This is a genomic window from Clostridium sp. UBA7503 (genome assembly GCF_002477055.1).
Taxonomy (GTDB): Bacteria; Bacillota; Clostridia; order Clostridiales; family Clostridiaceae; genus Clostridium_J; species Clostridium_J sulfidigenes.
The window spans coordinates 1-22305 of the sequence record NZ_DLNT01000020.1 but is presented as its reverse complement, the minus strand read 5'-3'; the positions used below and the strand labels follow the sequence as shown (position 1 = coordinate 22305).

Here is a 22305-nt window from a genome sequence, read left to right as displayed (position 1 = left end):
GAATCCTCTTCGCGGAGCCATTTCTTATAATTATAAATTCTATGTAGATAATTTTGTTAATTATCTACTTTTTTATTGTTTTAAAATAAAATAATAAAAAAATACAAACAGTGTTATTATAAGATATTTTTATAATGAAAGAATATTAGTTAATTTAAGAAATATAAATAGATATAAGGCTATATTATGGCTTTATTCTATTTATAATTGATTAAATATTATAAATATTCTAACGTTTGAAGGAGATTTTGATAATGCATAGAATAAAATATATATTTAATACAATTTTATAAACTTAATACATCCAAATTTAATTTAGGGGGTACGCCTTATGAAAGAGTATAAAATTAATAATTTAAGAAATGTAGGAATAATTGGTCATAGTGGTTCGGGCAAAACAAGTTTGATGGAAAGTTTACTATATTACACTAAAGAGATTGATAGGATAGGAAAAATTGAGGATGGAACTACTGTAAGCGACTATGATGTAGAAGAAAAAAAGCGAGGAATATCCATTTCTACAGCTGTTGCTCATTGTGAATGGAAAGATGTTAAAATTAACTTAGTAGATATGCCAGGTTATTTTGATTTTGAAGGAGAAATAATTGAAGGACTAAGTGCTATCGATATGGCAATGATAACTGTGTGTGGAGTTGCAGGAATTGAGGTAGGAACAGAGAAGGCATGGAATTATGCAGTTGAGCGTAAATTACCGAGAGCTATATTTGTAAACAAATTAGACCGTGAGAATAGTAGCTTTGAAAAAGTTTTAGATCAATTAAAAAATAAGTTTGGTATGTCTGTTGTGCCTATACAATACCCAATAGGAAAAGAAACAGAATTTAGGGGTATAGTAAATATTATATCTAATAGAGCTAGAATATTTAATCCTAAGACTCATACTATGGAAGAAGGAGAAATTCCAGAGGAGTTAAGAGATAAAGTAGAAGAGTGTAAACAAATGCTCATGGAAGCGGTAGCAGAAACTGATGAAGTTTTGTTAGATAAATATTTTAATGATGGCGAATTAAGTGAAGAAGATATATACTATGGATTAATCAAAGGATCATCTACAGGTGATATATGCCCTATAATGTGTGGTTCGGCTATAGCAAGTATAGGAACTGAAACATTATTAGAAGATATAGTAGAATGTTTCCCATCTCCAATAGAGACTAATTTATATATGGCTAAAGATATTAAAAACAATGCATTTATAAATATAAAAATTAATGAAAAAGAGCCATTTTCCGCATTGGTATTTAAGACAATAGTTGATCCATTCATTGGTAAATTATCTATGTTTAGAGTTATAACAGGATCTGCAAAATCAGATACTGTTGTATTCAATTCATCTAAAGAAAAAGATGAAAAACTTGGATCACTATATTTTATGAAAGGGAAAAAACAATATCCTACTACAGAAATAAAAGCTGGAGATATTGGGGCAGTTTCAAAATTACAATTTACTAGTACTGGAGATACTATATGCGCTTCAAATAGACCCATTGTATTTAATAGAATGAAATTTCCATTACCAGTATATTCTAGAGCTGTAATACCTAATACAAAGGGAGATGAAGATAAAATATCAAGTGGACTTTCAAAGTTATTAGAAGAAGATCCTACATTCTCAATATCAAGAGATATAGAAAATGCTGAAGTAGTAATTTCAGGTATCGGTACAACCCATATAGAAGTTTTAGTAAGTAAATTGAAAAATAAATTTGGGGCAGATGTAAGTCTTAGAATTCCTAAAACACCATATAGAGAAACAATCAAAAAAATTGCAGATGTACAGGGAAAACATAAGAAACAGTCAGGAGGACATGGACAATATGGAGATGTAAAGGTTAAATTTGAGCCTAGAAATGATGGTGAAGATGAATTAGAATTTGTTGATGCAGTAGTAGGCGGTGCTGTTCCTAGACAATATATACCAGCTGTAGAGAAGGGGCTTAAAGATTGTATACTTCATGGAGTACTTGCAGGATATCCAGTTATAAGATTAAAGGCAACATTGCATGATGGTTCATTCCATCCAGTAGATTCCTCGGAAATGGCATTCAAAATAGCATCTTCTTTAGCTTATAAGAAAGGTATTCAAGAGGCAAATCCAATTCTTTTAGAACCTATAATGTACGTAGAAATAGATATTCCAGATGATTATATGGGAGATGTTATAGCTGATATAAATAAAAAACGTGGAAGAATACTAGGAATGGAGCCGGGATTAAAGGGTCAAAGAATAATAAGTGAAGTACCTCAAGCTGAATTGTATAACTATGCTACTGATTTAAGAAGTATAACAGGGGCTAGAGGAAGTTTTAGAAGTAGATTTGAAAGATATGAAGAAGTTCCAGGAGACTTAGTAGATAAAATTATATCTGAAAATAAAAAGGAAGCATAAAAATAGTATAAATTTTGAGTAGATATTCTAATTTTATATAAATAGATAAATCCAGTGATAATAGAAGTTTTATCACTGGGTTTATTTTTTATGTAGTAGGTTAATATATAATTAATTACTTTTAGATATTTAATATTTCAAAGAATATATAATTTAAATAATAATGTATAAAAATATGTGAACTTTAACAAACTATAAATAATTATATAATAGGGGGTTGTTTATGTCAGACTATAAAATGAATATATATGGACAGATTAGATTAAGCGATTATAGTTCTATTCATGACTATATGGGAATAATTGGACCATTAGATAACTTCCAAATTGAGATGAGCGAAACCAAGGTAGAAGATGCAAAAGTATTATGTAACATTTTAGAAAGTGATAAATTTGATATAGTTGAGAGAGGAGGAAGAAATGATGGTAAGTACTATATTCATGCCACAAAACGAAGATGAAAAATTATTAAAAGATGAATTTGGAATTGGATCTCATAAAATTGTTGAGGAAAACGATAATCTTATGCTACTAGATGAGTTATTTCATGATACAAAAGTGTTACCTAATAGAATACAATTAGATAAATTTGATATTTATAAGGATTAATATGCTAGTATAATTAGTAGACTTTAGATAGTATGCAAGTATGTAAGTTTTAAGAGGGCTTACTATTTGCATATTTTTTTATATAGAAATCTTAATATTTTTTCATGTAAATTCAATGTATAAGCATAGAATTTACATGTGGTATATTTGCATATTTAGAGAAGTTATATTAAAATTGGTATATTAATAAGTTTTAATTTAGTGTAGGAGGAGAAGAAGTGACAACAACTGTATATTTAACTCGTCATGGACAAACTCAATGGAATGTAGAAGGGAGGATGCAAGGTTGGAATGACTCTCCTTTAACAGATCTAGGAGTAAAACAAGCAGAATGGCTCGGAGAGAGATTAAAAGGAATTAACTTAGACAAGATATACTCAAGTTCTAGTGGTAGAGCCTATAAGACAGCAGAAATAATTAATGAAAATAAGAATGTTGAACTTATAAGTCATGATGGACTAAGAGAATTGAAATTAGGTAAGTTCCAAGGATTGAACCAAAATGAAATAAAGAAAATGTATCCAGAACAATATTATAATTATTGGAATAAACCAGAAATATATAAACCTGTAGGCAATGGAGAGACCATTGAAGAGCTCATTGAAAGAATTGATAAAGTAATTATGGAAATTATAAAAGAAAATAAAGGAAAAAGTATTCTTATAGTTACACATACTATGCCTATAAAAGCATTACTTTGTAGTTTAGAAAATATTGATATAAGTAATTTTTGGATGGAGCCATACATAAAACAGACAAGCCTTACAACTATAGAGTTTGATGATAAAATACATAAGATAGTGCAGTGTGCAGATATATCACACCATGAATATCAAGTGAAAGAATATAATGAATAGGAAGATAATCATTGGGGGATTGTTAAGTTATGGATAGTTTCTCACTTAAACTATTGGCCTGTGTAACTATGCTAATTGATCATACAGGAGCCGTATTTTTTCCAGAAATAATATTTTTGAGAATCATTGGAAGAGTGGCATTTCCTATATATGCATTTTTAATAACAGAGGGATATAGTAGGACTAAGAATATAAAAAGATATATGTTTAGGCTATTTATTTTAGCTATCATATCACAAATACCTTACATGCTAGCATTTGAGACTAAAGGGCTAAATGTATTTTTTACACTTCTTTCAGCAATATTTATTATAATAATACTAGACAAAAAAGTTCATTGTTACAAGTTAAAGCATTATATTAAGATATCCAAAGAAGTATTTGATATTTCTATATATATAATTAAATTTATCATTATATTAGGAATACTATATATCTTAGAAAAATTTCAATCTGATTATGCAGTATATGGAGTTTGTATCATATTATGCTTTAAGATATTTAAAGAGAATTTTAAAAAATTAACCTTTTCTATGATAGGATTGAATTTTTTATATACTATACCATATTTAAAATATTTTATGGAACCATTTGGAGTAAACCTTAGAATTTTTCTTCAAGCAACTTGCATTAATAGCTTATTTTTTATTTATCATTACAATGGGAATGAAGGTAAAAAAATACAATTAATATTTTATGGGTTTTATCCACTTCACTTATTAGTTTTAGTATTTATTAGATATATTCTAATAAATGGTATATAATAATTAGTGAGGTTTATAGAAAATATTGATGAAAAGGGGATTAATTATGAATAAGATTTTTTTTGTTACTAACAGAGAAAAGTTAGGGGATGTGCTTTCTCAAAATTCTATAGCTATATTTTTTGCTGGACAAGCTCCTTATAAGTCCGCAGATGAGACTTATCCATTTACACCAAACAGAAACTTTTATTATTTAACTGGTATTGACGAAGAAAAAGTAATTATGGTAATGATAAATATTAATGGCAAAGTGTCAGAAATGTTATTTATACAAGAGAATGATCCTGTTATGGCTAAATGGGTTGGTGAAACAATAAGTGAAGATAAAGCAAAAGAAGTTTCAGGTATAGAGGATATTAAGTTTTTAAAAGATTTTGAAAGTACCATTGCAAGTTATTTTGATAGATTTAGTATTGATAATGTGTATTTAGATTTAGAAAGACAAGAATTTAATATTCCACAAACATCATCTCAAAATTTTGCGGTAGATATTATGAAAAGATATCCATATGTAAGAATTAAAAATATATATCATGATATAGCTTTACTTAGAACTATAAAAAGAGAAGAAGAAATTGAATTAATTAAAAAAGCTATAGATGTAACTTATGATGGGATAAAAGAAATATGGAGTAATGCTAAACCAGGAATGAAAGAGTATGAAATTGAAGCATATTTTAATTACATTTTAAAGAAAAATGGAGTTAAGGACTTTGCATTTCCAACTATTGCAGCTACAGGAAAGAATGCAACTATACTTCATTATGTATATAATAATACTAAGACTAAAGATGGAGAGCTTATGCTTTTAGACTTAGGAGCACAATATAAATATTACAATGGGGATATAAGCAGAACTTTTCCTATCAATGGAAAGTTTTCAGAAAGACAAAAGGAAGTATATAATATTGTATTAGAAGCTAATGAAACTGTTATGAAAGCAGTAAAACCAGGAGTTACTACTGGTGAATTACAAGACATAACTAAAAAAGTTCTTGCTCAGGGATGTAAGAGAATTGGCCTTATAAAGGAAGACTCAGAGTTAAATAAATACTACTATCATGGTGTAGCACATCCATTAGGATTAGATACCCATGATGTAGGACCGAGAAATATAGAGCTTAAACCAGGTATGATTATTACAGACGAGCCGGGACTTTACATAGAAGAAGAATGTATAGGCGTTAGAATTGAAGATGATATTCTAGTTACAGAGGATGGTTATGTAAATCTTTCTGCTCATATAATTAAAAGTATAGAAGATATAGAAATGTTTATGAGTAAAAATAGTAATTAATTTCTTAGCAGTGAAAGTTTTTTTGTTGAAGATTTATGTATATTAATTAAAGAGTATTTTAATAAGTTTATAGAGAATTTAAGCTTCAGTAGAAGGAGTTTTTCTGCTGGGGCTTAAAACTTTGTTTATAGAACAATTTTTTAAATTTTACTAGGAGATATGGAGGAATTTTAATGTTAAAGAGATTTATATCTTATTACAAACCACACAAAACTCTATTTATAATTGATATGATATGTGCATTTTTAGTAGCAGCCATGGATTTAGTATTTCCTATGTTTACAAATTACCTACTAAAGGATGCAATTCCTAATAAGAATCTAAGAATAATATTAATATTTACAATTATCTTAGTATTATTGTATGTAGTTAAGCTTATAGCAAATTATATAATAGATTATTGGGGTCATGTAATGGGTGTAAGGCTTCAATATGATATGAGAAAAGAAGTGTTTGCCCATCTTCAGACATTACCATTTAGCTATTTTGATGATAATAAGACTGGAAATATTATGTCACGTATTGTTAATGATCTAATGGATATTTCTGAGCTGGCGCATCATGGACCAGAAGATGTTTTTATTTCAATAATAATGCTTATAGGATCCTTTGGTTTACTATGTGCTATAAATATAAAATTAACATTAATAATATTTGCTTGTATACCTATAATTATAATATTTACTATGACTAAGAGAATGAAAATGTCCAAGGCATTTTATGATGTTAGAAAGAAGATAGCTGTAGTTAATACTAAGCTAGAAAATAGTATATCAGGAATAAGAGTTGCTAAATCTTTTACTAATGAAGAATATGAAATGGAAAAGTTTGATGAAGGAAATACTCAATTTAGAACTAGTAGATCTTCTGCTTATAAATATATGGCAGAGTTCATGTCTGGAATGAGATTTTTTGTAGACATGCTAAATGTAGTTGTTTTAGGCTTTGGAGGTTACTTCGTATATAAAGGAGAATTAGGCGTAATTGATCTATCTACTTATTTTCTATATGTAGCATATTTTATGCAACCAATAAGAAGATTAACATCATTTGTGGAACAATATCAATCAGGTATGTCAGGATTTAAGCGTTTTATAGAGTTAATGGATACTAAACCAGACATAGTAGATAGTGATAATGCAAGAGAATTTAAAGATGTACAAGGTGAAATTGAGTTTAAAAATGCTACCTTTAAATATGAAGGTAGTGAAGAAATATTATCTAATATAAATTTAAAAATAGAAAAAGGTAAGACTTTAGCATTAGTTGGACCATCTGGTGGTGGTAAAACAACTATTTGTCATTTAATTCCAAGGTTTTACGAACTAAATAAAGGGAAAATTACTATTGATGGAGAAGATATTAAGGAGATAACATTAAAGTCCTTGAGAAAAAACATAGGAATAGTACAGCAAGATGTATTTCTATTTACAGGAACTATAAAAGATAATATTCTCTATGGAAATCCTGAAGCTGGCGATAATGAGGTTATTGAAGCAGCTAAAAATGCTAATATTCACGATTTTATCATGTCACTACCAGAAGGATATGAAACTTATGTAGGGGAAAGAGGAGTAAAATTGTCTGGGGGTCAAAAGCAAAGAATATCTATTGCTAGAGTATTTCTAAAGAATCCGCCTATATTAATATTAGATGAGGCTACATCAGCTCTTGATAATACTTCAGAGCTTATAATTCAAAAATCTTTAGAAAAGTTATCTAAGGGAAGAACATCTATTATAGTTGCTCATAGACTATCAACTGTTAAAAATGCAGATGAGATTGTAGTATTAACAAATAAGGGAATAGTTGAAAAAGGTGCTCACAAAGAATTGATTAATAGTGGTGAAATTTATGCTAGGTTGTATAACTCACAGTTTAATGGATATTTTAATGATTCGGAATTAGAGTTCTAAAATTATTAATGATATATCTTTAATAATCCAATCATATTATGTTATTTATTTAAGTGAAAAATCATATGATAATATGATTTTTACTTAAAATAATCTATTACATGAAATTAAAATTATTTATATACTGGAGGAAAAGATGATTAGAAACAAAGAAAATATAGACAAACTATTAAATGATTTAAAGGAGTTTAGCTATGATAAAGATGGTGCTCTTATTGATGTAATTTTAAATGATAATCTAAATGTTAAAATAAGATGTTATGAAGAAAAATGCATTAAAATAGAGTATTATGATTATAACAATGCTATATCTACTTTATACAAAGATAGAAAATATATAAATAAAGTGCTTTTCCAATAGGGAAGGTACTTTATTTATATACATTTTTAAAAAATATATTTTAAAAATAATTACAATTTATGGTTTGTCGTTGCTGAAATTGGATAGACTAAATATTATAGTATTAGCATTTTGCTATATAGATAAAGGGGTTAGTGTAATGTTTAATAAATATAATGATAGAGCAAGACAAGCATTGATGTATGCTCATGGAGAAGCGAAAAGATTTAGACACGGATATGTAGGCACTGAACATGTATTATTAGGTATTGTGGAAGAGGGCGGCATAGCAGCTAAGGCTCTAGAAAATATGTGTGTTGATGAAATAAAGATTAAAGATAAAATAGAAAAATTAGTTGGCTATGGTGAGGATGAAATATATCCAGAAGATATATATTTTACTCCTAGAACAAAAAAGCTGATGGAAGTTAGTTTAGTAGAAGCCAGAAATCTGAATGATAAATTTGTATCTCCGGAGCATATATTATTAGCTATACTTAAAGAAGAAGAGGGCGTAGCCTATACAATATTAGATAATTTAGGAACAAACTTCAATGAATTGCTAGGAATGTTATCCTATGATAAAAAACAATGTGAAATATCATTAAGCAGTAATTCTGATTTTCATGACAGTAGAACTGAGACAAAAATAGAGGAGCCATATAAGTCTAAAAAAAATAAAACTCCAATGATTGATAAGTACGGCAAGGATTTAACTAGATATGCTAGTGAAAATAAGCTTGATCCAGTTATAGGAAGAGAAAAGGATACAGAAAGAGTTTTAGAAATATTATGTAGGAGGCTAAAAAATAATCCATGTTTAATTGGGGATCCTGGAGTGGGCAAGACAGCCATAGTTGAGGGATTAGCACAAAAAATTCAAAGTGATGATGTACCAGAAATGTTATTAAATAAGAAAGTAATCAGTATAGACATGGCTTCTATGGTTGCAGGAGCAAAGTATAGAGGAGAATTTGAAGATAGGTTAAAATCTTTAATGGATGAAGTTTGTAAGAGTGAGGATATTATTTTATTCATTGATGAAATTCATACTATAGTAGGAGCAGGTGGTGCGGAAGGTGCAATAGATGCTTCTAACATATTAAAACCTGCCCTTGCAAGAGGGGAACTTCAATGCATAGGAGCGACAACCATAGATGAATATAGAAAGTATATAGAAAAGGACTCTGCTTTAGAGAGAAGATTTCAGTCAATTATAATTGAAGAACCTTCTAAGGAAGATACTATACAAATACTTAAAGGGTTAAAGAATAAGTATGAAGAACATCATTCAATTAGAATTACAGATGAAGCTATAAGTGCAGCAGTAAATTTATCAGATAGATATATATCAAATAGATACCTACCAGATAAAGCAATAGATCTTTTAGATGAAGCAGGGGCTAAGAGTAGAATAGAAAATTTACAAAGAAATGAAATTGGAATTTTGGAGCAGAAGCTTAAGAATAAAATTGAAGAAAAATCACAAGCAATTGATATTCAAGATTTTGAAAAGGCAGCATCCATTAGAGATGAAGAATATGAATTAAGACAACAATTAAACTCTAGAAAAAGAACTTTAGTAGAAAGTAACGAAGAAATCAAGATAACGGTAGATGAGGCAGAGATCGCAAAAGTTTTATCAATATGGACTAAAATACCTTTAGAAAAACTTACATCTACAGAAACTGATAGATTATTAAATTTAGAGAACATTCTTCATAAAAGAGTTATAGGTCAGGATGAAGCTATTGAAGCTATTGCAAAGGCCATAAGGAGATCAAGGGTAGGACTAAGAGATTGCAAGAGACCTATAGGGAGTTTTATATTTCTAGGACCAACAGGGGTAGGGAAAACTGAATTATCTAAAGCACTTGCAGAAACTATGTTTGATGATGAAAATTCAATAATCAGAATAGATATGACAGAATATATGGAGAAACACTCTGTGTCAAAGCTAATTGGTTCACCACCAGGCTATATAGGATTTAATGAAGGAGGTCAATTAACAGAGAAAGTTAGGAGAAGTCCATATTCTGTAATACTATTTGATGAAATAGAAAAGGCGCATGAAGATATATTTAATATTTTACTTCAAGTACTAGAAGATGGAAGACTTACAGATTCTAAGGGAAGGGTTGTAGATTTTAGAAATACTATAATTATAATGACTTCTAATGCAGGAGCATCTACTATAAAAAAACACCGTTCTATAGGATTTGAAAGATTATCTGATGATAAAAATTGTGATAATGAATATAAAAATATGAAAGAAATTATACTAGGCGAAATAAAGAATATCTTTAAGCCAGAACTTTTAAATAGAATTGACGATATAGTAGTATTTCATAAGCTTAAAGATGAACACATAATTAAAATTGTTGATATAATTACAAATAATCTATGTGAAAGAGCTAAGCAAAATGATATTATATTAAGGTTTACAGATGAAGCTAAAACATTCATAAGTAAACAAAAAAGAGATAAAGAGTACGGAGCTAGACCCTTAAGAAGAATTATAACTGATATGATTGAGGATAGACTATCTGATGAGATTCTTAAAGGGAATTTCAAAAAGAGTGATATCATACAAATAACAGTTGAAAAAGATGCATTGAAGTTTATTAAGTGTAGCTAATTACTTCATTGTGTTTAAACAAAAATAGGTATATAATTATCATAGGTATAATACCATATATTTTTAACCACTTTATATAAGTGGTTTTTTTATAGTTAAGAACAATATAATTTACTATATAAAATAATGGTTAAACTCATAGTATAATAAGTATTTTAATTAATAGTTAAGAAATAATATATTAATATAAAAAATTTAAGGAGCAAATTATGGCAAAGATTAAAAAAGTATATATATGTAATGAGTGTGGTTATGAAGCTCCAAAGTGGTATGGAAAATGTCCTGGATGTAATAGCTGGAACACTATGGGAGAAGAAGTCAAAAGTGAAGCAGTAACTAATTTTAAAAGGTCAGTTACTATGTCTTCTGGAAATAAGCCAAAGAATATTACGGATGTAAAATCCAGTGAATATGAAAGGTTAGATACAGGAATTGGGGAATTAAATAGGGTTGTAGGTGGTGGACTTGTAAAGGGATCATTAACTTTAATATCTGGAGATCCTGGTATTGGTAAGTCTACTATATTGCTACAGAGTGCCAGTAATATTTCGCTAAAGTATGGAAAGGTTCTGTATGTATCTGGAGAAGAGTCAGAAGAGCAAATAAAAATGAGAGCAGAACGTCTGAAAGCTACAGGAAAAGAGCTTTATGTGGTATCAGAAACGAACATAGATATTATAGAAGAGCATATAACTGAAATGGAGCCAAGTTTTATAATAATAGATTCTATTCAAACATTATATAAACCAACTATTTCATCTGCTCCAGGAAGTGTATCGCAGGTAAGAGAATGTACTAATGATTTAATGAGAATAGGAAAGACAAAGAATATTCCATTATTCATTGTTGCCCATGTAACTAAACAAGGAGAATTGGCTGGACCAAGAGTTCTTGAACATATGGTGGATACAGTTCTATATTTTGAGGGAGAGCGAACACAAGAGTTTAGAATATTAAGAACCATAAAAAATCGTTTTGGAACTACTAGTGAAATTGGTGTGTTTGAAATGAGAGAAAGTGGTCTTGAGGAAGTAAATGATGCATCTTCAGTATTTTTGCAAGAAAAATCTATGCAACAGGAAGGATCAGTAGTCATTGGAATAGTTGAAGGAACTAGACCTATTTTAGTAGAAATTCAAGCCTTAGCAAGTGAAACTAAAGCTGTGATGCCACGTAGAACTGCAGTAGGTGTTGATAACCAGAGATTAAGTTTGATATTAGCGGTGTTAGAAAAAAAATTAAGAGTTCCTTTTTATAACAGTGATGTGTATGTTAACGTGGTAGGTGGGCTTAACATTGACGGTACATATGGAGATTTAGGAATAGTTTTAGCGTTAATATCTAGTGTCAAAGCAAAGGAAATTAAAATAGAAAATTTATTAATTATAGGAGAAGTAGGGTTAACTGGAGAAGTTAGGCCTATAGCTCATGCAGAGAAAATTATAAATGAAGCAATAAAGATGGGTTTTACTAATGTAATGCTACCAAATAAAAATAAAGCAAAAATAACTAATAAAGGAATAAATTTAATTGGAGTGGATACAGTTAGAGAAGCGGTGTCAAAGATTTTTTAATAATATATAAGAGAACAGTAAATTGTTAAATTAATAATGGAGGAAAATAATGAGGGAACAAGAGCAAAAAGAACTTATGGAAATACTAAAAATTATGTCCCCAGGAACCCTACTGAGGGAAGGATTAGATAATATATTAAGAGCTAAAACTGGAGGTTTAATAGTATTAAGTGATAGTAATGCAATATTAGATATGGTAGATGGAGGATTTTCAATAAAATCAGAGTATACTCCAGCATATATATATGAACTAGCAAAGATGGATGGAGCTATAGTTATAAGTAGTGACTTAAAAAGGATATTATACGCTAATACACAGCTGATGCCAAATCCATCTATAACTACTCAAGAAACTGGAACTAGACATAGAACAGCTCAAAGAGTTGCAAAGGAAACTGGTGATATAGTAGTAGCAATATCTCAAAGAAGGAATATAATCACTGTATATAAAGATGATATAAAATATGTCCTTAGAGAAAGTAGTGATGTATTAGCTAAGGCTAATCAAGCTATTCAAACCTTAGAAAAATATCAGTTAGTTTTAGAAAGAGTAATAAGTAATCTAAACTTACTGGAGTTACAAGATTTATCAACCCTTTTAGATGTAGTCACAGCAATACAGAGAAATGAAATGGTTATGAGAATAGTTTGTGAGATAGAAACGTACATATGTGAGTTGGGGAATGAAGGTAGACTTATATCTATGCAATTAGGAGAATTAATCAAGGGCGTTGAACAAGAAGGAGTATTTCTTGTGAGAGACTATTGTAGGGATGCAGAGAAATATCTTGACGTTTATAGGAATATAGAAAAGTTATCAGCTATAGAGTTATTGGATCTTGATATGATAGCTAAGGTATTAGGATATGGTGGAGTTCCTTTAGTGGATAATTTCATATCTACAAAAGGATATAGAATATTAAATAAAATACCTAGATTACCATCGGCAATTATAGAAAATCTAATAAAACATTTTGGAGAGCTTCAAGTGGTAATGAAAGCGTCTTATGATGAATTAGATTTAGTTGATGGGGTAGGAGAAGCAAGAGCTAAAATCATTAAAAATGGCCTAAGAAGATTAAAAGAGCAATTTATATTAGATAAACAAATATAGCACAAAGCAATTAAGTTTGTGCTATATTTGTTATCTTAAATTAATTTTATCGAAGGTAGTTATATTTTTGTATTCAGTTAAAAGTACATCATATAAGTTTATATCTAAACTATTGCATAAGGAAGTTATATAGAATAAGTGATTGCCTATTTCCCGTTCGATGATTTTACGGCAATTATCACATAGCTCTCCTTGTATATGGGAACTAAGAGGTATTTCTAAATCATCTAAGGTTAATTTATCTATGGTGTTTTCATTATCATTGTTCAACGAATAACTTATACCCTGTTTTTCAGCTTTAATTTTAACACAACCGCAACTAGTAACAGCTTTTACTACGGATCTGTTAACTCTACTTTCAGATTCCTGCAATTTGCTTAGTATGTCAAGTATGCTTTTATGTCTTAATAAAGAACTATCTACAGAATTTTGAAATTCATCAAATATTAGATCCTTCATAACTTTCACTCCTTTATAAATAAAGTTACTTACCTGGAATACCTTTATTTATATAATATATCAATATTACTATTATTCATAGGGGGTAATTTTACTGTTAACAATTTATTTTATGTCAAGAAGTAGAAAATGTGAGTATTGACAAATATTTTTATATTGAAAATTGTTTGTTAATTATTAATTGAGAATATCAAATATTTTAAATGTTAATATTATATATAGTTAATCAAATTTTAGTTAATATTCTAATAATCCATTGAAATGTAATTAATGATAATATATATTTAATTTAGTAGGATATTATGGAGAAAATTTGTAAATAATCACAATATAGGTTAAAAAATTAAGGAGGTGCTGTGGTGTTAAAGAAAATATTAAGGGCTTTGTTTACCTTAATAGGAGGAACATTGGGATATGTTTTAGGTGCATGGGGAAATTCTACGGAACTTTTACCTAAGTTAGGAATAAACAATACAGGTTTTATTTCAATAATATTTGTTGTATTATGTATTATTTTTATTGGACTTATATTTTATTTTATTTCACCTTTTATAAACTCAGGAATTGTTAAAGCTATGGAATACTTAGAAAGGTCTGCTCAAAAGATTCCAATAGTAGATATTGTATTTGCAGGTATAGGAGCTTTAATTGGACTTATAATATCAGTATTATTATCTACACTTATTAGAGTAGATTCCATAATAATAACAATAATATCCGTAATTGTTACGGTAATAATTACTGTTTTATTTGCAGATATATGCGTAAGAAAAAAAGATGAAATTATACATGTGTTTACAAGCTTTAAAAAGCCTGGAGCTAATAAGGATTCTAAGATAAAGAATGTTGGCGATAAGTTAAGCCCTAAGGTGTTAGACACATCAGTAATAATTGACGGAAGAATATTTGATATATGTCAAAGTGGTTTTATTGAAAGTACTTTAGTAATTCCTACTTTTGTTTTAGATGAGCTTAGACATATTGCGGATTCCTCAGATTCTTTAAAAAGGACAAAAGGAAGAAGGGGATTAGATATACTTAATAAAATACAGAAAGAGTTAAGTATAGATGTAGAAATATGGGAAGGCGATTTTGAAGATATTAAGGAAGTAGATGTTAAATTACTTAAACTTGCTCAAGTATTGAATGGAAAGGTAATTACTAATGATTATAACTTAAATAAAGTTGCAGAACTTCAAGGAGTACCTGTATTAAATATTAATGAGTTGTCAAATGCTGTAAAACCTGTTTTATTACCAGGAGAAGTTATGAAAACACAGGTAATTAAAGATGGAAAAGAGTCAGGTCAAGGGGTTGCATATTTAGATGATGGAACTATGATTGTCATTGAAGAAGGTAGAAAGTATATTGGTGAAAATATATTTGTAGTAGTTACTTCAGTACTTCAAACAGCAGCAGGAAGAATGATATTTGCAAAACCAAAGGAACAATAGTTTTTTATTAAGAAAAATTAAGCGCCAATTTATGATTAGTTTAAGGTTAATTTATTGGAGGAATTATGAGAAAAAATACAGCGATAATATTGGCTGCAGGACAAGGGAAAAGAATGGGGTCAAATGTAAACAAGCAGTTTTTGACTTTGGCAGAAAAACCAGTATTATATCATACTATAAAGGCTTTTTCTGACAATAAAAATATAGATGATATTATAGTTCTGTGTGCAGAATATGAGATGGAGTACTGTAAAAAGAATATAATTGAAAAATATGACCTTAAAAAAGTTAGAGCTTTAGTAAAAGGTGGGAAGGAAAGGCAAGACTCTGTATACAATGGACTAAAGGCAATAGAACCTTGTGAAATAGTATTAATCCACGATGGAGCTAGACCATTTGTTACTGACAATATAATAAATAATGGCATTAAGAATGCTGAAAAACATGGTGCATGTACTTGTGGAGTTAGATCAAAGGACACTATAAAAATTAAGGATAAAGAAGGGTTTGCCAAGGAAACCTTAAATAGAGAGGATACTTTTATAGTTCAAACGCCTCAGTGTTTTAAGTATGATATTATATTATTCTGCCATGAAAAATTAAAAAAGACTAAAGAACAAGTTACTGATGATGCTATGGTTGTTGAAAAATTTGATAGAAAAGTATATCTTTATGAGGGTAGTTATTTAAATATAAAGCTTACAACGCCAGAAGATATGATAATTGGAGAAAATATTTTAAAAAATAAAATATAAATATGTAGGCAATATTTAAATATGTATGATATAATGATATTTATTAAAATTTAATATTAATATGTGATGAGGAAGAATAGTAGAAACATACCCACAGAGAGAAAATTCACCGGCTGAAAGATTTTCACACGTTTTGAACCTGCTTCTGAGCAGTAGTTTTAACTACCGGCATGAGCCGTTATAAAATGAAGTATAAATTTTAGGTGGTACCGCGATAGAATTCGCCCTAATTAGGGTGGGTTCTATTTTTTTATTTATAAATATAATTAAGAGGTGAATGGAAGATGAAGTTATCAAAGATGTTAATAAGTACACTAAGAGAAGTTCCAGGTGAAGCAGAGATAGCAAGCCATCAACTTATGTTAAGAGCTGGAATGATAAGAAAATCAGCTACAGGAATATACACTTTCATGCCAAATGGAGTTAGAGTGTTAAAAAATGTAGAAAATATAGTTAGAGAAGAAATGGATAGAGCAGGTGCTCAAGAATTTTTAGCTTCTGCACTTATACCAGCAAATCTGTGGCAAGAATCTGGAAGATGGGATGTAATGGGACCAGAAATGATTAGGCTTAAAGATCGAAATGGAAGAGATTTTTGTCTTGGACCAACCCATGAAGAAGTATTTACAGATTTAGCGAGAAATGAAATTAAATCTTATAAACAATTGCCATTAAATCTTTATCAAATTCAAACCAAATATAGAGATGAGAGAAGACCTAGATTTGGAGTTATGAGATCAAGAGAATTCATAATGAAAGATGCATATAGTTTTGATAAAGATAATGAAGGATTAGATATATCTTACATGAAGATGTATGAAGCATATAATAAGATATTTACTAGATGTAATTTAGAATTTAGCGCTGTTGAAGCAGATTCAGGAGCTATGGGAGGATCGGGTTCAGCAGAGTTTATGGTTAAATCTGATATAGGAGAGGATGAAATAGCTTTCTGTACTGGTTGTAATTATGCTGCCAATACAGAAAAGGCTACATCTAAACTGGAAGATGCAGAGAAAAAAGAAGAAAAGGAATTAAAGAAGATAGCAACTCCAGATGTAAGAACTATAGAAGAGTTAGTAACTTTTTTTAATACTAGTAATAAGAAGTTTGCAAAGACTCTAATATATAAAGCTGATGGCAAAGTTGTGGCAGTAATGGTTAGAGGAGATAGAAGCTTAAATGAAACTAAGGTTTCTAATGCATTAGGTGGAATTATGGAATTAGAAATGGCCGATGCAGAAACTGTCTTAAAGGCTACATCAGCAGAAATAGGATTTGCTGGTCCAATTGGATTACAAGTAGATACACTACTTGTAGATGAAGAAGTTACTAGAATGAGTAATTTTATAGTTGGAGCTAATGATACAGGATATCACTATGAAAATGTAAATTATGAAAGAGATTTTAACGGCATAGTAGGAGATTATAAACTCGTAGCAGAGGGGGATATGTGTCCTAAGTGTGGAAGTCCAATAAATATTAGAAGAGGAGTAGAAGTTGGACATATATTTAAGCTTGGAACTAAGTATTCAGAATCTATGGGAGCTAACTATTTAGATGAAAATGGTAAAGAGAAACCACTAGTAATGGGATGTTATGGAATTGGTATTAATAGGACTGTAGCGGCTATAATTGAACAGCATCATGATGAAAATGGTATCCTTTGGCCAATGGCTGTTGCACCATATAAAGTAATAGTAATGCCTGCTAATGTTAAAAATGAAGAACAAATGAATAGAGCCGAGAAAATCTATGAGGATCTTAAAACTAGAGGAGTAGATGTGCTTTTAGATGATAGAAATGAAAGAGTTGGAGTTAAGTTTAAGGATGCCGATTTAATTGGAATTCCAATAAGAGTAACAGTAGGTAAAAAAGTAGTGGAAGACATAGTTGAATTTAAGTTAAGAAAAAATCAAGATATTGAAGAAGCAAATATAGAAGATGTAGTAGACAGAATAGAAAAAGAGTTTTTAGCAAATAATTTAAAGTTTTAATCATTTGTTATAAAGTAAATTATTTCATTTTAAGTAAATAGGACTGTATTAATAAAATATAGTCCTATTTTACTATAATTTTTGATATTGGTTTTTAGAAAACTCTGCGGTTAATTGAAGTGATAAAATTTGGAGAGAATTTATATTTTCATATAATATATATTAAACTATTTATATATGTTAATAGGAAACTATATAACTATATAAATAGTTAACTAGGTAACTAGTTGTTGTGGACTCAAGGGGTTAAGAGATTTTGTTATTTTGAAAGAAGTGAAAATAGCCAATTATATTCTATCACTGTAATTTTCAACAGAGCATATTAGAAATGGAAGAAAAAGATGAAGACAGTGAATAATTAGGGCTCTTAATAACTATATTTTTTAATAATTCATTAATAAGAATTGTGTTAGGGAAAAGTTAGATTTGACTATGAAATCTTGAAAATATATAATTATTGTGTTTAATTATTATAATAGGATTTATCTCATTAAGGAGAAAAATATGGAATTTGATTTATTGAAAGAAAAATTTAGTGCAAAAGAAGCACATTTAATAAACCCATTAACTCTTGCATTTATAGGTGATGCTGTGTATGAAGTATTTATAAGAACCTATTTATTAGGGGAAAATAAATCATTGAAAGTACAGCAGTTGCATTTAAAAACTGTTAATTTTGTCAAAGCAAAATCACAGAGTAATTATGCAAAATTAATTTTAGATATGTTTGACGAAGAGGAAATGTCAGTTTTTAAGAGAGGAAGAAATACTAAATCTAGTGTTCCTAAGAACGCAGATGTTGGTGAGTATAGGTGGGCAACAGGATTTGAAGCTGTAATAGGATATTTGTACATTTCAGGAAAGAATGACAGATTAAATTATTTGCTTAATAAAATTATTGAAATGAGTGATAATAATGATAAAAGTTAAACTTATGGAGTTTACTCCAAATCCAGAAAAAGTAGTGGCTGCAGCAGCTAAATTATGTTATAGTTCAGTAGGAATTGAGGAAATAACAGAAGGATTAGATGAAGAAACTACAAGTAGATTTATAAAAATGCTGAATAGTTATGGTCATAACTCTCCGGTTGAACATGTAAGCTTTACATTTGGTATTGAGGGCGTATCCAGAAGCTTAACACATCAATTGGTCAGACATAGAGTTGCTTCTTATTCTCAGCAAAGTCAAAGATATGTTAAGTTAGATGCTTTTGAATATATAATTCCACCATCTATAGCAAAAGATGAGAAGTGTAATGCTATCTTTGTAGAGGCGATGAAAAAAGATCAGGAAGACTATGATAAATTAGTTGAAGTACTTAAAGCTTCTAATTTAGATGTATATATTAATGAACATAAAGCAAGAAGAAAATGTGAAGAAATCACAGAAAAAGAGATGAAATCATTAAAGTCCAAAGCAGAAAAAAGTGCTATTGAGGATGCTAGATATATATTTCCTAATGCATGTGCAACTAAAATTGTAGTTACAATGAATGCTAGAGAGCTTATGCATTTCTTTAGTCATAGATGCTGTATGAGAGCTCAATGGGAAATAAGGGATTTAGCAGATGCTATGCTTAAGGAAGTAAAAAAAGTAGCACCAAATTTATTTGAAGGATGCGGTCCTAGTTGTGTAAAAGGAAGTTGTTCAGAAGGGTCTATGACTTGTGGTAAGGCTATAGAAATAAGAAATAAGTACTTATCTATATAAAATGTAAATTGATATAGAAATAGATGATAGGAGTGATATAAGGATGGAAGATAAAAGACAAGGGAGTAAAAATGCTAGACCTAAACGTATAGGGAAAAATAGAAGAGATAATAATAGATTTGTAGGTGATGTAAATAGTGAAAGAAGAAATAATCAATCCTACAGAAATGAAAATATTCATAGCAATATAAAAGTTGAAAATTTCAATACAACCTCAAGAGAAGATATGATTGAAGGTAGAAATGCAGTTATTGAAGCTCTAAAATCTGATAGAACAATAGAATATATAATGATAGCACAAGGAGATACTAAAGGATCCATAAGTGTAATTACAGCATTAGCTAAAGAAAAATCTGTAGTAGTTAAATATGTGGATAGAGCGAAACTAGATGGTATAAGTGAAACGGCTGCACATCAAGGGGTAATTGCAATAGTAACTCCATATAATTATTGCGGTATAGTAGATATAATTAATAACGCTAAGGAAAAAGGAGAAGATCCATTTATATTAGTATTAGATGAAATTGAAGATCCTCATAATTTTGGGTCTATAATAAGAATAGCAGAAGTTTGTGGAGTACATGGGATAATAATTCCCAAAAGAAAAAATGTAGGAGTTACACCTACTGTTTATAAAACTTCAGCTGGGGCTACAGAATACATAAAAATTGCTAAAGTTACTAATATAAATGTAGCTATAGATGAACTAAAGGAATCTGGTATATGGGTATATGGAGCAGATATGCATGGGACTCAATATTGCTATGATTCGGACTTAAAAGGACCTATAGCTTTAGTTATAGGAAGTGAAGGGAAAGGTATTTCAAAGCTAACTAAATCAAAGTGCGATGTGTTGGTTAAAATACCTATGGTAGGAAAGGTGAATTCGTTAAATGCATCAGTAGCATGTGGAATGATAGCATATGAAATATTAAAACAAAGATTGAAGTAGAAGTAAATGGGGTATAGAGTTGAAGCAAATTTTTGTGGATGGGTATAATGTAATTAATAGCTGGCCAGAATTAAATGCTATAAAGGACTATAGTTACGAAGCTGCAAGAAATAAGCTTATTGACTTACTTCTTAACTATGCAGCTTTTAAAGGATGCAGGATAACACTGGTATTTGATGCGCATATGGTAAAGGGAAGTATAGAAAAAAAGGATAGAAAAGGAAATTTGACTATAGTTTTTACAAAGCATGATGAAACTGCGGATAGTTATATAGAGAGGACTGTAAATCATGTAGGGAGAAAATCAGAGGTCTATGTTGTAACATCTGATTCTCTGGAGCAACAGTTAATATTTCAAAGAGGTGCCAATAGAGTATCGTCCATAGAGTTTTACAGTTGGATTGAAGAAGCAAACAGAAAGATATCTAGGCAGTGTGAGAACAAGAGTTTCCATAATAGAAATCTTTTTGAGGAGTCCATAGATAAAGAGATGGCAGAAAAGCTAGAAAAGATAAGGAGAAGTAGATAATATATCTTGACTATCTAAATTTTGTTAATGTATAATTCTAATTAGGGTCATTTATGCTTTGGGGGGGATATTGTTGGGAAATACAAGTGGCAATGATGAGTTAAACTCCATGTTTACGGGTAAAAAAGATGAAGATATAGTAGCTCTGGCTAAGACGGGAAACAATAGAGCCCTAGAATATCTTCTTTGTAAATATCAGAACTTTGTGAAAGCTAAAGCAAAATCGTATTTTTTGATTGGTGCTGATAAAGAAGATATATACCAAGAAGGTATGATTGGTTTATTTAAAGCTATAAGAGATTTTAAGGATGATAAGTTAGCATCTTTTAAGGTTTTTGCAGAATTGTGTATAACAAGACAGATAATCACTGCTGTAAAAACTGCCACAAGACAAAAGCATATTCCACTGAATACTTATATATCACTGAATAAGCCTATATATGACGAGGAATCAGATAGAACTCTATTAGATATATTATCAGGTATAAGGGTATCTGATCCCGAAGAATTGATAATAGATAGAGAAGAGATGGAGAACATAGAAAGTAAGATACAAGAAGTATTGTCAGGCTTAGAAATGGAAGTTTTGAATTCTTATCTTGATGGTAAATCTTATCAAGAAATTGCCAGCGATTTAGACAGGCAAGCAAAATCTATTGATAATGCACTTCAGAGGGTAAAACGTAAACTTGAAAAGTGTTTAGAACAAAGATGAAATCGTATTGACAAACAAAAAAAAATCATTTATAATAAGGAACTGACAAAAATATTTTAAAATAAATACATTATGTATTGAATGCTCATATAGCTCAGTAGGTAGAGCGTCACCTTGGTAAGGTGGAGGTCACCGGTTCAATCCCGGTTATGAGCTCCAGTTATTTTGCAACACACGTGGATAAGTTTACATTAAAAAAGTGAAAATAAAAATGT

20 protein-coding genes and 1 tRNA gene are annotated in these 22305 nt (G+C 29.6%); 20 read left to right on the top strand and 1 reads right to left on the bottom strand.

The window, feature by feature from the left end:
• Positions 1 to 331 precede the first annotated feature (331 nt).
• The 11 genes from fusA to disA all read left to right on the top strand — a co-directional run bounded on the left by fusA (position 332) and on the right by disA (position 13518).
• Positions 332 to 2410: an elongation factor G gene (gene fusA, locus B3630_RS05570; protein ID WP_346896258.1), complete on the top strand. Its 2079-nt coding sequence runs from the start codon at positions 332 to 334 to the stop codon at positions 2408 to 2410.
• Between the two features lie 223 nt (positions 2411 to 2633).
• Entirely contained in the window at positions 2634 to 2870 is a 237-nt protein-coding gene (locus tag B3630_RS05565) for a hypothetical protein (RefSeq protein WP_346870593.1), read from the top strand.
• Positions 2830 to 3018, top strand: coding sequence for a hypothetical protein (locus B3630_RS05560; RefSeq protein ID WP_346896256.1), 189 nt, complete (start codon positions 2830 to 2832; stop codon positions 3016 to 3018). The genes B3630_RS05565 and B3630_RS05560 overlap by 41 nt, the downstream gene beginning before the upstream one ends.
• 218 nt (positions 3019 to 3236) lie before the next feature.
• Positions 3237 to 3875 carry a histidine phosphatase family protein gene (locus tag B3630_RS05555; protein WP_346896254.1) on the top strand — a complete coding sequence of 213 codons (639 nt, stop codon included), beginning with the start codon at positions 3237 to 3239 and terminating at the stop codon, positions 3873 to 3875.
• Between the two features lie 29 nt (positions 3876 to 3904).
• Positions 3905 to 4639 carry a TraX family protein gene (locus B3630_RS05550; protein WP_346896252.1) on the top strand — a complete coding sequence of 245 codons (735 nt, stop codon included), beginning with the start codon at positions 3905 to 3907 and terminating at the stop codon, positions 4637 to 4639.
• 46 nt (positions 4640 to 4685) lie between these two features.
• Positions 4686 to 5936, top strand: a complete 1251-nt coding sequence (locus B3630_RS05545; RefSeq protein ID WP_346896250.1) for an aminopeptidase P family protein — start codon at positions 4686 to 4688, stop codon at positions 5934 to 5936.
• Between the two features lie 173 nt (positions 5937 to 6109).
• Positions 6110 to 7852, top strand: coding sequence for an ABC transporter ATP-binding protein (locus tag B3630_RS05540; RefSeq protein WP_346896248.1), 1743 nt, complete (start codon positions 6110 to 6112; stop codon positions 7850 to 7852).
• A 136-nt stretch (positions 7853 to 7988) separates the two neighbouring features.
• A complete protein-coding gene (locus tag B3630_RS05535; protein WP_346870599.1) occupies positions 7989 to 8213 on the top strand; it encodes a hypothetical protein in 225 nt (74 codons plus the stop codon).
• A 139-nt stretch (positions 8214 to 8352) separates the two neighbouring features.
• Positions 8353 to 10830 carry an ATP-dependent Clp protease ATP-binding subunit gene (locus B3630_RS05530; RefSeq protein WP_346896246.1) on the top strand — a complete coding sequence of 826 codons (2478 nt, stop codon included), beginning with the start codon at positions 8353 to 8355 and terminating at the stop codon, positions 10828 to 10830.
• Positions 10831 to 11039: 209 nt separating this feature from the next.
• On the top strand, positions 11040 to 12404 hold the full coding sequence (gene radA / locus B3630_RS05525; RefSeq protein WP_346896244.1) for a DNA repair protein RadA: 1365 nt from the start codon (positions 11040 to 11042) through the stop codon (positions 12402 to 12404).
• 49 nt (positions 12405 to 12453) lie between these two features.
• Positions 12454 to 13518 carry a DNA integrity scanning diadenylate cyclase DisA gene (disA, locus tag B3630_RS05520; protein ID WP_346896242.1) on the top strand — a complete coding sequence of 355 codons (1065 nt, stop codon included), beginning with the start codon at positions 12454 to 12456 and terminating at the stop codon, positions 13516 to 13518.
• 30 nt (positions 13519 to 13548) lie between these two features.
• On the opposite strand, the gene B3630_RS05515 is transcribed toward disA, so the two are convergent.
• Positions 13549 to 13977 (bottom strand): DUF1573 domain-containing protein, encoded by a 429-nt coding sequence (locus B3630_RS05515; RefSeq protein WP_346896240.1) that lies wholly within the window; start codon positions 13975 to 13977, stop codon positions 13549 to 13551.
• A gap of 359 nt (positions 13978 to 14336) precedes the next feature.
• Here B3630_RS05515 and B3630_RS05510 point away from each other — a divergent pair, with 359 nt between their 5' ends.
• The 9 genes from B3630_RS05510 to B3630_RS05470 all read left to right on the top strand — a co-directional run bounded on the left by B3630_RS05510 (position 14337) and on the right by B3630_RS05470 (position 22249).
• Positions 14337 to 15431 (top strand): PIN/TRAM domain-containing protein, encoded by a 1095-nt coding sequence (locus B3630_RS05510; RefSeq protein ID WP_346896238.1) that lies wholly within the window; start codon positions 14337 to 14339, stop codon positions 15429 to 15431.
• A 65-nt stretch (positions 15432 to 15496) separates the two neighbouring features.
• Positions 15497 to 16186, top strand: coding sequence for a 2-C-methyl-D-erythritol 4-phosphate cytidylyltransferase (gene ispD / locus B3630_RS05505; protein WP_346896236.1), 690 nt, complete (start codon positions 15497 to 15499; stop codon positions 16184 to 16186).
• Positions 16187 to 16470: 284 nt separating this feature from the next.
• Entirely contained in the window at positions 16471 to 18183 is a 1713-nt protein-coding gene (locus B3630_RS05500; RefSeq protein WP_346896234.1) for a proline--tRNA ligase, read from the top strand.
• Between the two features lie 504 nt (positions 18184 to 18687).
• Positions 18688 to 19113, top strand: a complete 426-nt coding sequence (locus tag B3630_RS05495) for a Mini-ribonuclease 3 (RefSeq protein ID WP_346896232.1) — start codon at positions 18688 to 18690, stop codon at positions 19111 to 19113.
• Positions 19097 to 19894: an FAD-dependent thymidylate synthase gene (thyX, locus tag B3630_RS05490; protein WP_346896260.1), complete on the top strand. Its 798-nt coding sequence runs from the start codon at positions 19097 to 19099 to the stop codon at positions 19892 to 19894. Before B3630_RS05495 ends, thyX begins: the two co-directional genes overlap by 17 nt.
• Before the next feature lie 226 nt (positions 19895 to 20120).
• Entirely contained in the window at positions 20121 to 20846 is a 726-nt protein-coding gene (gene rlmB / locus B3630_RS05485; RefSeq protein ID WP_346867662.1) for a 23S rRNA (guanosine(2251)-2'-O)-methyltransferase RlmB, read from the top strand.
• A 19-nt stretch (positions 20847 to 20865) separates the two neighbouring features.
• On the top strand, positions 20866 to 21375 hold the full coding sequence (locus B3630_RS05480; RefSeq protein ID WP_346896230.1) for an NYN domain-containing protein: 510 nt from the start codon (positions 20866 to 20868) through the stop codon (positions 21373 to 21375).
• A gap of 109 nt (positions 21376 to 21484) precedes the next feature.
• Positions 21485 to 22090 carry an RNA polymerase sporulation sigma factor SigH gene (sigH, locus tag B3630_RS05475; RefSeq protein WP_051824237.1) on the top strand — a complete coding sequence of 202 codons (606 nt, stop codon included), beginning with the start codon at positions 21485 to 21487 and terminating at the stop codon, positions 22088 to 22090.
• An 83-nt stretch (positions 22091 to 22173) separates the two neighbouring features.
• Positions 22174 to 22249 (top strand) — tRNA-Thr (locus B3630_RS05470).
• Positions 22250 to 22305 lie beyond the last annotated feature (56 nt).